Origin of the sequence: Amycolatopsis sp. GM8 (assembly GCF_021653975.1) — a bacterium.
GTDB lineage: Bacteria > Actinomycetota > Actinomycetes > Mycobacteriales > Pseudonocardiaceae > Amycolatopsis_E.
In genome coordinates this window covers 558,164-571,592 of record NZ_JAJKFK010000003.1, presented here as the reverse complement: position 1 = coordinate 571,592, position 13,429 = coordinate 558,164, and the positions used below count along the sequence as shown (strand labels likewise).

Annotated in this window: 11 protein-coding genes and 2 pseudogenes; 9 read left to right on the top strand and 4 right to left on the bottom strand. The window is 70.7% G+C overall.

Annotated features, from left to right (window positions below):
- Window positions 1-32 precede the first annotated feature (32 nt).
- From LOZ83_RS15970 to LOZ83_RS15945, 6 genes and pseudogenes are all read left to right on the top strand, one after another.
- Window positions 33-707: a response regulator transcription factor gene (locus tag LOZ83_RS15970; protein ID WP_236791422.1), complete on the top strand. Its 675-nt coding sequence runs from the start codon at window positions 33-35 to the stop codon at window positions 705-707.
- The gene (locus LOZ83_RS15965; protein WP_236791421.1) at window positions 704-2,035 is read left to right on the top strand and encodes a HAMP domain-containing sensor histidine kinase; all 1,332 of its coding nucleotides are present in this window, start codon (window positions 704-706) and stop codon (window positions 2,033-2,035) included. The genes LOZ83_RS15970 and LOZ83_RS15965 overlap by 4 nt, the downstream gene beginning before the upstream one ends.
- 94 nt (window positions 2,036-2,129) lie before the next feature.
- Window positions 2,130-3,602, top strand: a complete 1,473-nt coding sequence (locus LOZ83_RS15960; protein WP_236791419.1) for a cellulose binding domain-containing protein — start codon at window positions 2,130-2,132, stop codon at window positions 3,600-3,602.
- Between the two features lie 68 nt (window positions 3,603-3,670).
- A complete protein-coding gene (locus LOZ83_RS15955; protein ID WP_236791418.1) occupies window positions 3,671-4,042 on the top strand; it encodes an MmcQ/YjbR family DNA-binding protein in 372 nt (123 codons plus the stop codon).
- A pseudogene (locus LOZ83_RS15950) lies at window positions 4,039-4,301 on the top strand (F0F1 ATP synthase subunit A); the annotation flags it as partial. The gene LOZ83_RS15955 and the pseudogene LOZ83_RS15950, both read left to right, overlap by 4 nt.
- 167 nt (window positions 4,302-4,468) lie before the next feature.
- A complete protein-coding gene (locus tag LOZ83_RS15945) occupies window positions 4,469-5,263 on the top strand; it encodes a polysaccharide deacetylase family protein (RefSeq protein WP_236791416.1) in 795 nt (264 codons plus the stop codon).
- A gap of 27 nt (window positions 5,264-5,290) precedes the next feature.
- Here LOZ83_RS15945 and LOZ83_RS15940 read toward each other — a convergent pair whose 3' ends face one another.
- The gene (locus tag LOZ83_RS15940; protein ID WP_236791414.1) at window positions 5,291-5,977 is read right to left on the bottom strand and encodes an SDR family oxidoreductase; all 687 of its coding nucleotides are present in this window, start codon (window positions 5,975-5,977) and stop codon (window positions 5,291-5,293) included.
- Window positions 5,978-6,346: 369 nt separating this feature from the next.
- Between LOZ83_RS15940 and LOZ83_RS15935 the strand changes: the two genes are divergently transcribed.
- Together LOZ83_RS15935 and LOZ83_RS15930 are read left to right on the top strand one after the other, a co-directional pair.
- Entirely contained in the window at window positions 6,347-8,002 is a 1,656-nt protein-coding gene (locus LOZ83_RS15935; RefSeq protein WP_236791413.1) for an FAD-dependent oxidoreductase, read from the top strand.
- Complete coding sequence (locus LOZ83_RS15930) at window positions 7,999-9,423, top strand: ATP-binding protein (protein WP_236791412.1); 1,425 nt, start codon at window positions 7,999-8,001, stop codon at window positions 9,421-9,423. Before LOZ83_RS15935 ends, LOZ83_RS15930 begins: the two co-directional genes overlap by 4 nt.
- On the opposite strand, the gene LOZ83_RS15925 is transcribed toward LOZ83_RS15930, so the two are convergent.
- On the bottom strand, window positions 9,384-10,259 hold the full coding sequence (locus LOZ83_RS15925; protein WP_236791410.1) for an LLM class F420-dependent oxidoreductase: 876 nt from the start codon (window positions 10,257-10,259) through the stop codon (window positions 9,384-9,386). The two genes, LOZ83_RS15930 and LOZ83_RS15925, sit on opposite strands and share 40 nt — an antisense overlap.
- A 139-nt stretch (window positions 10,260-10,398) precedes the next feature.
- The gene (locus LOZ83_RS15920) at window positions 10,399-11,358 is read right to left on the bottom strand and encodes an alpha/beta hydrolase (RefSeq protein ID WP_236791409.1); all 960 of its coding nucleotides are present in this window, start codon (window positions 11,356-11,358) and stop codon (window positions 10,399-10,401) included.
- Window positions 11,359-11,465: 107 nt separating this feature from the next.
- Between LOZ83_RS15920 and LOZ83_RS15915 the strand changes: the two genes are divergently transcribed.
- The gene (locus LOZ83_RS15915; RefSeq protein WP_236791407.1) at window positions 11,466-12,512 is read left to right on the top strand and encodes a helix-turn-helix domain-containing protein; all 1,047 of its coding nucleotides are present in this window, start codon (window positions 11,466-11,468) and stop codon (window positions 12,510-12,512) included.
- Window positions 12,513-12,527: 15 nt separating this feature from the next.
- Here the strand turns inward: LOZ83_RS15915 and LOZ83_RS15910 are convergent.
- A pseudogene (locus tag LOZ83_RS15910) lies at window positions 12,528-13,343 on the bottom strand (family 16 glycosylhydrolase); the annotation flags it as partial.
- Window positions 13,344-13,429 lie beyond the last annotated feature (86 nt).

Genomic DNA, 13,429 nt, shown 5'->3' with positions numbered 1-13,429 from the left:
GCTGTGGTCGGATTGGTACTGAAGGGCACAGTATGGCGACAGTTCTCGTGGTCGAAGACGACGCGTTCGTGCGCGCCGCGCTCGTCCGGCACCTGTCGGACGCCGGGCACGCGGTGCGCAGCGTCGGCGCCGCCCTCGACGCGCTGCGCGAGGTGACGCAGGTCGGCTGCGATCTCGTGGTGCTCGACCTGGGCCTGCCGGATCTCGACGGCGCCGAGGCGCTGCGGATGCTGCGCGGCGTCACCGAGGTGCCCGTCGTGGTGGCCACCGCGCGCGACGACGAGACCGGGATCGTCCGCCTCCTCAACAGCGGCGCCGACGACTACCTGGTGAAGCCGTTCTCGCCGGAACATCTCAACGCCCGGATCGCCGCGGTGCTGCGGCGCACGGGCGGCGCGGGGGCGACGCCGCTGCTGCGCGTCGGCGGGCTGGTCGTCGACCCGCGCCGGCGCGAGGCCACCCTCGACGGGACCGCGCTCGACCTCACCCGCCGCGAGTTCGACCTGCTCGCGTTCCTCGCCGCTCGGCCCGGAGTCGTGGTGCAGCGCAAGGAACTGCTCACCGCGGTGTGGCAACAGGCCTACGGCGGCGACCAGACGATCGACGTGCACCTGTCCTGGCTGCGCCGGAAACTCGGTGAGACCGCGGCGAAACCCCGGTACCTGCACACGGTCCGGGGTGTGGGCGTGAAGATCGAGGCGCCGTGAGGTGGGCACTGGTCCGGGTCGCCGTCGCGGTGACCACCATGGTGGCGCTGGCTTTCCTGGTGCCGCTGGGGCTGATGGTGGGCGAGACCGCGCACGACCGCGCGTTCACCGGCGCCGAACGGCAGGCTGCGGAGCTCGGCCCGGCGCTCGCCATCACCACCGATCACACCGCCCTGCAGCGGGCGCTGGCCAGCACGAAAGCCGGGGCGGACGGCCTGGTCGCGGTGCACGTGCCCGACACCGGTGACGCGCTGGCCACGCTCGGCACGCCGCGGGCGGACGCCGCTCAGCTGGCGGGCGTCATCGCGGAGGGGACGTCGGCGACCGTGACCGTTTCCGGTGGGTACGCGCTGCTGCAGCCGGTCGCGGTGGACAACGCGCGGATCGCCGTGGTCGAGGTGTTCGTGCCCGAATCCGAGCTGTCCGCGGGCGTGATGACCGCGTGGCTCGTGCTCACCGGCGTCGCGGCGGCGCTCGTGCTGATCTCGGTGCTCGTCGCCGACCGGCTCGGCACCCGGATCGTCGGCGCGGCCCGGCGCCTGGCGACCGCGGCGCGCGAGCTGGGGTCCGGTGACCTCGACGCGCGCGCCCCGGACACCGATACCGACGCCCCGCCGGAGCTGCGCGAGGCCGCGGCCGCGTTCAACGCGATGGCCGAGCGGGTACGGCAACTCGTTGCGGGAGAACGGGAACTGGCCGCGGACCTGTCGCATCGGCTGCGCACCCCGCTCACCGTGCTGAAGCTGAACACCGCGGCGCTCGGCGAGTCCGAGAGCGCCGAGGCGACCCGGCACGCGGTCTCCCAGTTGGAGCGGGAGGTCGACCAGATCATCCGCGCGGCCCGCGGGCGGGGCGCGGACGAGACGGTGGTGCTCGGCTGTGACGCCGCCGAGGTCGTCCGCGACCGCACGGACTTCTGGTCGGCGCTCGCCGAGGACCAGGGCCGGCGGTGGCGGGCCGACGGGACGCACCGCTCCGCGCCGGTGCCGGTCTCGCGCGCGGACCTCGCTGCGGCCCTGGATGCCGTGCTGGGCAACGTTTTCCGGCATACCGACGAAGGCGTGTCGTTCGGCGTGGACGTGCGCACGACCGACTACGCCGTCACGATCCGGGTGTACGACGCGGGCCCGGGCATCCCCGACCCGGCGGCGGCGCTGCGGCGCGGCGAAGGCGCGGGCGGCACGGGTTCGACCGGGCTGGGCCTGGACATCGCGCGCCGCGTGGCCGAGTCGACGGGCGGCGAGCTGACCATCCGCCGCCCGGCCCGCGGCGGCGCCGACATCCGCCTCCGGCTGCGCACCGTGCCCGCCGCCTTAAGCGCGTCTTAAGAGATCATTCGCCCTCCCTGAGCGCGGTTCCGGCTGGCCCGCGGGCGCCCTAGCGTCCTCGCAGGTCCAAACCACTCGAGGAGGTAAAACCCTGATGTCGTCCCACAACGGCCGGCACCGCCGCCGCACGCTGATCTCCGGCGGCGCGGCGGCAGTCGCGATCGCGGGCGCCGTGGCGGCCGCCGTCGCGATCCCCGGCACGGCCAGCGCCGCCGGGCCGAGCGCGGTCTACGTCAAGACCGCCGACTGGAGCACCGGCTACTCGGCGCAGTACAAGGTGACCAACCCGACCGGGCAGCCGATGAACGGCTGGAAGCTCACCTTCACCCTGCCCGCGGGCGCGAAGGTCACCTCACTGTGGAACGCGGCGTACACAGTGGACGGTCAGCGGGTCACCGTCACCCCGCCGGCCTGGCAGCCCTCGCTCCCTGACGGCCAGTCCCTCGACGTCGGTTTCGTGGTGAGCGCCGGTAAGGGCGACCCGATGTCCTGCCAGATCAACGGCGCCGACTGCTCGACCACCCCCGCCCCGGCACCGGCCACGTCCTCGCCGCCTGTGACGATCGCGCCGGCGAGCCCGTCGAAGACCACGGCACCCCCGGCCACGACGTCTTCGAAGACCACCAGCAGCAAGCCGCCGGTCAGCACGAGCAAGCCGGCCGCAACCGCGTCCGGCCGGTTCGCCCCGTACGTCGACACCTCTCTGTACCCGCCGTTCGACCTGGTTTCGACCGCGAACTCGACCGGTGTCAAGGACTTCACCCTCGCGTTCGTGCTCTCCGGCGGCGGCTGCACCCCGAAATGGGGCGGCGTCAGCGAGCTGAACAACGACGGTGTGCCCGGCCAGATCCCGCAGCTGCGCCAGGCCGGCGGTGACGTGCGGGTGTCCTTCGGCGGCGCCAACGGCACCGAACTCGCGCAGGCCTGCTCGGACCCCTCGTCGCTGGCTTCCGCCTACGGCAAGGCGATCAGCACCTACGGACTGTCCCAAGTGGACTTCGACATCGAAGGCGCCGCGCTCGGCGACGTCGCCGCGAACACCCGCCGCGCCCAGGCGATCGCCCAGTTGCAGCAGCAGAAGGACCTCGACGTGTCGTTCACGCTGCCCGTGCTGCCCTCGGGCCTGACCCAGGACGGCGTGAATCTGCTGCAGAACGCCAAGGCCAACGGCGTGCGGGTGGACTCGGTGAATGTGATGGCGATGGACTACGGCGACGGCGCGGCGCCGAACCCGTCGGGCCGGATGGGCCAGTTCGCCATCGACGCCGCCACCGCGACCCAGGCGCAGGTCAAGGACGTGCTCGGGCTCTCGGATACCGACGCGTGGCACCACGTCGCGGTCACCCCGATGATCGGCGTCAACGACACCGCGAGCGAGGTGTTCACCGTGGCCGACGCGACGAAGCTCGCGCAGTTCGCGGCGGGCAAGGACCTGGCGTGGCTCGCGATGTGGTCGGCGACCCGCGACAAGCCGTGCCCCGGCGGCGCGGCCGGGTTCGCGCAGGCCACCTGCAGCAGCATCGACCAGCAGCCGCTGGACTTCACCAAGGCGTTCGGCGCCTTCTGAGCGACGATGCCGGGCCCTCGGGGGCGCGTCCACGTGGCGCGCCCCCGAGGTGACGTTAGGGTGGCGGGATGAAGGCCGCCGAGCTGCACCGGATCTGCCTCGGCCTGCCCGGGGTGCGCGAGGAATTCCCGTTCGACGAGGGCAGCAGCGTGTTCAAGGTGGCGGGCAAGATGTTCGCGCTGTGCCCGCTGAAGAGCCGGCCGCTGCGGATCAACCTGAAATGCGATCCCGATCTCGCCGTGCAGTTGCGGCTGGAGTATCCCGCGATCACCGCCGGGTACCACATGAACAAGCGGCACTGGAACACCGTCGTGGTCGACGGCTCGGTGCCGGACCGGCTCGTGCGCGAGATGGTCGAGGACTCCTACGATCTCGTCGTGGCCGGACTTCCCAAGCGGGAGCAGGAAAAGCTGAACTGGATCGCACTCGCCCGGGAATGACCGGCGGTGTCACCGAACCGATGCTGCTCGTCGTGCTGTCAGTGCTGATCATCGCCGCGTTCTTCCTGCTCGGCTCTACGACCTGGCGCGCAACGGGATCGCCCGTGACCAGATAGGCGGTGCGGAGTTCCGGCCGTTCGTGCCGGTGGTCCTGGCACTGTTCACTTTCGTACTGGTGAACAACATCTTCGGGCTGATCCCGTTCGTGCGGTACCCGGCGATGGCGCGCATCGGGTTCCCGGTCGCGCTCGCGATGATTTTCCTCGAGGCACTCGTCCAGGTCGCGCAGGCTTCGCCGTGCTGAGTGCCGGCTACCTCGGCCGGGCCCTCGCCGAAACGCATTGACGGAAACTCCGGCCGAGTTCCCGCATTTCCCGCCGCATTCACCTTATCGTGCAGCGCGAGTCGACAAGTTGACCCCGCTGCGTGTCCGGTCTGGAGGTGGAGTTGCGCTATCGGGTGTTGCGTCCGCCGTACCTCTACCGCTGGGCCGTGTTGCTGAGCGTCGTCGTGCTGGCGATCGCGGCGATGGTGTCGGTGTTCACCTCCGCCGAGGGCACCCCGACCCCGGCCCCGCCACCGGCCACCGCACCGGCCGCGGCACCCGCCACCGCGGCCGCGTCGGCGGACCTGGTGCGCGGGACCGCGCGCACCGGCAAGTTCGTCGCCCTCACCTTCGACGACGGGCCCGATCCCGTGTACACGCCCCAAATCCTGGACGCGCTGACCCGGGCCGGGGCGGTGGCGACCTTCTGCATGATCGGCGCGAACGTCACCCGTCACCCGGAACTCGTGCGCGCCGTGCTCGCCCGTGGGATGCGGCTGTGCGACCACACCGTCAGCCATGACGAGGACCTGGGCAAGCGCACCGAACAGCGCGTCACCGCGGAAATCGCGGGTTGCTGGTCGGATCTGCAGGTCGCGGCGGGCGCCGACGTGCCCGTGCCGTACTTCCGCGCGCCCGGCGGGTCGTGGACGGACCTGATCCGGGACGTCGCCGCGCGGCAGGGGATGAAAGCGCTTTCCTGGAGCGTCGACTCGCGTGACTGGACGCTGCCCGGCGCGGCACAGATCGTCACGACGGTGCAGCGAACAGTCCAACCCGGCGCGGTCGTCCTGCTGCACGACGGCGGCGGCAAACGCGCCCAGACCGTCGAAGCCCTCGACCAGTTGCTGCCGTGGCTCGTCGCCCAGGGCTACCAGTTCGATTTCCCCGCCTGACCGGACGGGCAAACACGGCGGCGCGGGTCACCAGGCCGGTTTCAGCACGAATTCGGTGAGGTGGCCGTCGGCGGGGGTGGACAGCACGACGAGCACCGCCGCGGCCACGGTTTCCGGGGTCAGATAACGCGCGGGTTCGAACGGGCCGCCTTCGCCGCGCCGCACGGTGCGCTGCATGTCGGTCGCGACCCGGCCGGGGTAGATGGTCGTCACCTGCACCCCGTGGTCGATTTCCTCCTGGTGCAGCGCTTCGCCGAACACCCGCAGCGCCTCCTTGCTCGCCGCGTACGCGCCCCGGCCGGCCGCGGAGGTCCGCACGACGGTCGAGTTCACCAGGATCACCTTGCCGCGCGCGGCCCGCAGCCGGGGCAGCAGTTCACGGGTCAGTCCCACGACCCCGAAAAGATTCACCGTAAACACCTGGCGCCATTGGTCTTCCGGCATCTCGTCCACGGTGCCGGACGCGAACACCCCGGCACAGTGCACGAGCACGTCCACCTTGGGCACGTCGAGCGGGACCTCGGCCACGTCATCCTCGAAATCGACGGTCCAGGGCGCCGAATCCGGCAGCTCGGCCGCCAGCGATTTCAATGCCGCTTCATCCCGCCCCGCCAGCCATACCGTGTAGCCCTCGTCGCTCAGCGCGACCGCCACCGCCCGCCCGATCCCCCCGGTCGCACCGACCACCACCGCCACCGGTTTTGTTTCCGCCACAGCCGTTTCCTTCCACAAAGGGAAAACTGCCGCCCCGAGGGCTGTGTCGGGAAAATTGCCGTTATCGCTACAGGTTCGCCCCCCAATTCATCTCGCCTTCATGCCTCAACCGGACACCGCAAGACAAACAAGGCGCTGTAACGGCGTGCCCGTGCCCGGCGACTACCGGGCACAGCGGGAACGCGCCGGTAATTGCGGCAGCGAAACCGTCTCGCCGCGCGCTCGGACTCCCCCTCGGAGCGTCGTGGCGGGCGAGTGCTCCCGTGCGCGGGCTCCCTTGTCCCCCCGCGCCGGGAGTCACTTGCCGCACCGCCCCGGGAAACCGCGACACAATCGACGAACAGGGCATCCACGCCGTAGGGTTTCCTCGTGAGCCAGCCCATCCTGATGACGGTCGACGACGACCCGGCAGTGTCCCGCTCGGTCGCCCGCGACCTCCGCCGTCGCTACGGCCAGGACTACCGGGTCGTGCGCGCCGCCTCGGGCGCCGACGCGCTCGACGCACTGCGTGAGATCAAGTTGCGCGGGGACGCGGTCGCCGCGATCCTCGCCGACTACCGGATGCCGCACATGGACGGCATCGCGTTCCTGGAAAAGGCGATGGACCTGTTCCCGCAGGCCCGCCGGGCCCTGCTGACCGCCTATGCCGACACCGACGCCGCCATCCAGGCGATCAACGTCGTGGACGTGGACCACTACCTGCTCAAGCCGTGGGACCCGCCGGAGGAGAAGCTCTACCCGGTGGTGGACGCGCTCGTCGAGGCGTGGCGCGCGGTGGGGGACCGGCCGGTCGACGAGACCAAGGTGCTCGGTCACCGCTGGTCCCAGCCCTCGTACAAGGTCCGCGACTTCCTCGCCCGCAACTCCGTGCCGTACCGCTGGTATTCAGTGGACGAGCCGGAGGCGGCCCGCCTGCTGGAGGCCGCCGGCGCGACCCCCGACGACATCCCGGTGCTGATCACCCCGGACGGCACCGTGCTGCGCAAGCCCAGCGGTGAGGAGATCGCCGACGCGGTCGGCCTGTCCACCCGCCCGGCGGAGGAGTTCTACGACCTCATCGTGGTCGGCGGCGGGCCCGCCGGGCTCGGCGCGGCGGTGTACGGCGCGTCCGAAGGGCTGCGCACGGTGCTCGTCGAGCGCCGGGCGACCGGCGGTCAGGCCGGGCAGAGCTCCCGGATCGAGAACTATCTCGGCTTCCCGGACGGGGTTTCCGGCGCGCAGCTGACCGACCGGGCCCGCCGCCAGGCGCAGAAGTTCGGCGCCGAGGTGCTCACCACGCGCGACGTGGTGGGGCTGGAGGCGCGCGGCTCGGCGCGGGTGATCAAGTTCGGCGACGGCAGCGAACTGGCCGCGCACGCCATCGTGCTCTCCACCGGCGTCTCCTACCGCACGCTGCAGGCGGCCGGCTGCCAGGAGCTGACCGGCCGCGGTGTCTACTACGGCTCCGCGTCCACCGAGGCGCCCGAATGCGCCGGCCAGCACGTGTACATCGTCGGCGGCGCGAACTCCGCGGGCCAGGCCGCGGTGTTCTTTTCCCGCTACGCCAAGGACGTCACCATCCTGGTGCGCGGCGAATCGCTGCAGTCCTCGATGTCGCACTACCTGATCGAGCAGCTGGACCAGATCGACAACGTGCACGTGCGCACCCGCACCACGGTCAAGCAGGTGCACGGCCAGGAGCACCTGGAGAAGCTCACGGTGTGCGACTCGGCCGGCAACGAGGAGACCCTCGACACCGGGCACCTGTTCGTCTTCATCGGCGCCGCGCCGCGCACCGAATGGCTGGGCGCGCAGGTGGTCCGCGACGACCACGGGTTCGTGTGCACCGGTACGGACCTGCTGGTCGAGGGGCGGCGGCCGCCGGGCTGGACGCTGGATCGCGACCCGCACCACCTGGAGTCCTCGATTCCGGGGGTGTTCGTCGCCGGCGACGTACGATCGCAGTCGGTGAAGCGCGTCGCGTCCGCGGTCGGGGAAGGCGCGATGGCGGTCACGTTGGTGCACCGATACCTGGAGCAGCGATGACCGAACCCGTGCTGAGCAGGGAGTTCCTGCGAGAGTTGTTCCTGTTCACGAGCCTGTCCGACAGCCAGCTGGACTGGATCCTGGAGCACGCGTCGGTCGAGGACTACGCCGGCGGGGTCAAGGTGATCAGCGAGGGCGACGAGGCCACCTGCTTCTACGTGCTGCTCGCGGGCACGCTGCGGATGACCAAACAGGACTCCGGCGGCGAAGTCGAGACCACGCGCTCGGACCAGCGCGGCGCGTACTGCGGGGCCACCCAGTTCTTCTACGGCCAGGACCAGCAGCGCTACGCGGCCTCGGTGTACGCGCTGAGCGAACTGACGTTCCTGACCCTGCCGGCCCGGGAGTTCGCCGAGCGGTTCCGGGCCTGGTTCCCGATGGCGACGCACCTGCTCGAAGGGACCTACCTCGGCTGGCGCACCTCGGACGCGCTGATCGGGCAGCGGCGGCGGCTGCTCGCGCTGGGCCAGATGTCCGCCGGGCTGACGCACGAGCTCAACAACCCAGCCGCGGCCGCGGTCCGGGCGACGGCGGCGCTGCGCGAGCGCGTCGCGGGCATGCGGAACAAGCTGGCGATACTGGCCAAGAAGGACATCGACCCGAACCTGCTCGAACAGCTCATCGACGTGCAGGAGCAGCTGGTCAAGCGGGTCGCCTCGGCGCCCCCGCTGACCGCGATGCAGCAGGCCGACCGCGAGGACGAGATCGGCGACTGGCTCGCCGACCACGGCCTGGAGCAGGGCTGGGATCTCGCGCCGATCTTCGTGTCCGCCGGGTTGCGGGCGCAGAACCTCGACGACGTGCTGGACTCGGTCGGCGACTCGCTGATCGACGGCGCGGTGCGCTGGCTCGGTTACGCGCTGGAGACCGAGATGCTGATGGGCGAGATCGAGGACTCGACCACCCGCATCTCGGCGCTGATCGGCGCCGCGAAGCAGTATTCGCAACTGGACCGCGCGGCGCACCAGTGGATCGATGTGCACGACGGGCTCGACTCGACGCTGGTGATGCTCGGCAGCAAGATCGGCAACGGGGTCAAGGTCGTCAAGGACTACGACCGCACGTTGCCGAACGTGCCCGCGTATCCCGGCGAGCTGAACCAGGTCTGGACCAATCTGATCGACAACGCCGTCGGCGCGATGAACGGCTCGGGCACGCTCACTGTCCACACGGCACTGGTCGAGGACCAGGTGTGCGTCGAGATCGGGGACACCGGGCCGGGTGTGCCGGAGGAGATCCGGCAGCGGATCTTCGAGCCGTTCTTCACCACGAAGCCGGTGGGGGCGGGCACGGGTCTCGGGCTGGACATCTCGTGGCGGATCGTCGTCGAGCGGCACCACGGAGACCTGCGCGTGCGGTCGGAGCCGGGCAACACCCGGTTTCAGGTGCTGCTTCCGTTGGCGGAGCAGGCTTCGGAGTGAAGGCCGAGCTTCCCGGCCAGGTGCGTCAGGTACCCCGTGACCTGGTCCGCGGACCGGTCGGGAAGTCCGAAGAGGACCTCGGTGACGCCCAGTTCTTCGTACTGGGCAAGGACTCCGGGCTGATGCCGGCCCGCGAGCACGACGATCTCGGGGGTGTCCTCGCGGCCGGCTTCCTGCCAGATCTTACGTAGTAGCGCGATTTTCTCCGCGAGCCCCTCCTCCATCGGCGTGGTCAGCCAGCCGGTGGCGGACCGGGCGATCCAGCGGAACGTCTTCTCGGTACCCGCCGCGCCGACGACCACCGGCACGTCGCCGGCCGGCTTCGGCCACGCCCAGGAGGGGCCGAACTTCACGAACTCGCCGTCGTAGCCGGCTTCTTCGTCCGTCCACAATGCACGCATCGCTTCGAGGTACTCGCGCAGCATCGTGCGCCGCCGCCCGGCCGGCACACCGTGGTCGGTCAGCTCGTCGGTGTTCCAGCCGAAGCCGACGCCGAGCGTCACCCGGCCGCCGGAGAGGTGGTCCAGTGACGCGATGGTCTTGGCGAGGGTGATCGGGTCGTGCTCGACGGGCAGCGCGACGGCGGTCGAGAGCCGGATCCGTTCGGTGACCGACGCGGCGGTCGCGAGCGCGACCCACGGGTCGAGGGTGCGCAGGTACCGGTCGTCGGGCAGGGTGGCGTCGCCGGTCTGCGGATGCGCTGCCTCGCGCTTGACCGGGATGTGCGTGTGCTCGGGCACGCTGAACGAGTGGAACCCCGCGTCCTCGGCGGCTTTGGCGGCTACGGCCGGCGAGATCCCGCGATCACTGGTGAACAGCACGATGCCATGGCGCATACCTCAGATTAGAACACGTTCTATCGGTGGCGCGCCAGCCCCTCGCCCGCGCGCTCGAAGCGGCGGGCGGGGGCTGAGGTGCGACGTGGCAAAGATGGTCCTCAATAGACAGAGCACTTCGGACTATCCATTGTGGAACTTACTTGGTGTCCACCCGAAGCCCTCGGCGCAGGCCGTCGAGCTCGTCGGCCAGCATCCGCTTCGACACCGCGGCGGCCTCGACCAGCGAAGAACCGTGGAAGGTCCCGGGATAGTGGTGCAGTTCGGTGTTCACCCCGGCCTGCATCAGCCGCTGCGCGTAGGCGATGCCTTCGTCGCGCAGCGGGTCGAACTGGGAGGTCACCACGAATGTGGGCGGCAGTCCCGAGAGGTCCTCGGCCCGGGCGGGAGCGGCGTACGGCGAGACGTCCGGGCCGCCCGGCTCGGTGCCGAGATAGCTGGTCCAGCTGAAGATCGCGTTGGGCCGGTTCCAGATCGGAGTGTCGACGTAGGCACGCATCGAAGGCGTGTCCAGCCGGTCGTCCAGCTCCGGAATGCCGAGGTACTGGAACGAAAGCGCGGGGCCACCGCGGTCACGGGCCAGCAGGGCCACGGCCGCGGCGAGGCCACCGCCGGCGCTGTCACCCGCGACGCCGAGGCGCGCCGGGTCGATACCGAGTTCAGCCGCCTTCGCCGCGACCCAGGTCAGCGCCGCGTAGCAGTCTTCGACCGGTGCGGGGAACGGATGCTCCGGGGCCAGGCGGTAGTCCACCGAGACGATCACCACCCCGAGCTGGTCGACCAGCCTGAGCAGCCCGGTGTGGAACGTGTCCAGATCGCCGACGATGAAGCCGCCGCCGTGAATGTAGAGGAGTCCGGGTACCACGCCGTCACGATTCGCTGGTGCGTAGACGCGGACCGGCACGTCGGGTGCGCCCGAGGGACCGGGCACGGTCGTATCACGGATATCGAGCGGGTTCACCGGTTCGTAGGCCGGGGCGACGTTCTTCACGTCCTCCATCGACGCGCGCGCCGCGAGGACCGAGTCGCGGTCGGAGAAGGTCATCTTCGGCAGCATGTCCAGCCAGGGCACGAGTTCGGGATCGATCGCGTAGGTCATAGCTTTGATCATGGGCGCTTCGCCGGTTCGGCGGCCACCGCCAGCCGCCGGGGATCGGGGGTCGGCATGCCGCCATCTGGCGGCCCGTTCTGCGTATCGTTGCGGCTATGAAGGGCCTGCTACTGAGGCTGTCCGGACTCGACGCCGATGCCGAGAACGCGGTTCGGGTGATCGGGTTCTTCGACAGCCTGATCACCGGCCGGGTCAGCCTGGACACCTTGGTGCGCAGCACAGCCCAGCTCGCCGGGTGCCCCGTGGGTCTGGCCGCACCCGTCCGCGGGCTGGCCCTGCGTGCGGAGCCCGACGGCGCTCTCGGCGCGTCCAGTCCCATCCCCGCCGGCGCGGCCACGCGTGAACTCGAGGGCGGGATGATCGCGTGGGTCGCTCGTGCCGGCGAGCCGCCGCCGCTGGACGACATGCTGCTGGAACGGTTCGCGATCGCCACCGCCATCCTGCTCGAACACAGCGACGTCCCGCTGCCCGAACTCGGCGATCCGGCCCTGGTCGAACTCGTTCTCTCCGAGGGGGTCGGCACCGCCGAGCGTTCGCGGGCCCTGCACCTGCTCGGGCTCGACGCCGCCGCCCGACTTCGCGTGCTCGCGGTGACCGGCCCCGGCGAGTTCGACGGCCGCGCCGCCATGCTCGGTTCGGTGCGGGCGGTGTTGAGCGCCGGCGACCTGCCCGGCGCGGTGCCGGCCGGCACCCGGCTGGCCGTCGGCCCCCGGCTTCCCGCCATCGAGGCGGACCGGTCGTGGCGCGCCGCCGGGGTGGCCCTGCGGTTCACCGCGGACAGCGAACCGGTGGTGTGGTGGGAGCGGCTGGGCGGTCTCGCGGCGATGGCCGACCGGCTCGGACCGGACGAGCTGTCCGAGATCGCCGACGTCGGAGCGCTGGACCGGCTGGCGGCCGGGCCGCACGGCGAGGGCACGATCGCGGTCCTCGCCGCGCTGTGCGCGACCGGGTCCGCGCGCAAGGCGGCCGCCGCCCTGCATCGTCACCACAGCACCCTGCCCGCCCGGCTCGCCCACGCCGAGTCGGCACTCGGTTTCGAGGTCGATTCACCGAGCGGCCGGTTCCGCCTGCACCTGGCGCTGATGCTGCGCAGGCTGCGCGACAACACCGATCCAGCGTCCAACGCCCCGACGGCGCACTGACGCGGCGGCTCAGGCCGTCACGTGCACGTAGTCGATCACCAGCTGCTGCGGGAACTGGGTGCCGCCGTCCGGGCCGCCCGGCCAGTCACCGCCCACCGCGAGGTTGAGGATGATGAAGAACGGGTGGTCGAACACCCAGCGGTTACCGTTCAGGTCGGCGGGAGTCCTTGTCTGGTAAAGGTTTCCGTCGACATACCACTTGATGCTGTCGGGCGCCCAGTCGACCGCGTAGGTGTGGAAGTCGTCGGAGAAGTTCGGGCCGCTGTAGGGGGCGCCGATACCGCCCGCACCCGAGTAGCCGGGGCCGTGGATGGTGCCGTGCACGGTCGTCGGCTCCTTGCCGATGTTCTCCATGAAGTCGATCTCGCCGCAGTTCGGCCAGCCATTGCTGCCGATGTCCTCGCCCAGCGCCCAGAACGCCGGCCACATGCCCTGCCCGCGCGGGAGTTTCATGCGGGCCTCGAAGTGGCCGTAGGTCTGGGTGAACTTGCCCGCGGTGTTGAGCCGGGCCGAGGTGTAGGTGCAGGGGCCGTACCAGCAGTCGTGCCCGCCCTCTTGGCGCGCGGTGATCACCAGGTTGCCATTGCCGTCGAGCGCGGCGTTCTGGTTGCCCGGGGTGTACCACTCCAGCTCGTGGTTGTTGACGTTGTCGCCGGTCTCGTTCGTCCACTTGGATCCGTCGACGGCGGCGCCGGCCGGGCCGTCGAAGTCGTCGCTGAACACCGTGGCGGCGCTGGCGTTGCCGGGCGCCACGAGCACGGCGGCCACGGCGAGCGCGGGCACGCCCAGCCGCAGCAGACGGGACAGGCGGGTAGTGGTCTTCATCGACATCACTGCCTCTCGTTCCGCTTGTTTGTTGTGCGCGGAAACAAAAGTATGGAGCCAGTGGTCCAGACCTTCAACAGACTTAGGTAGGT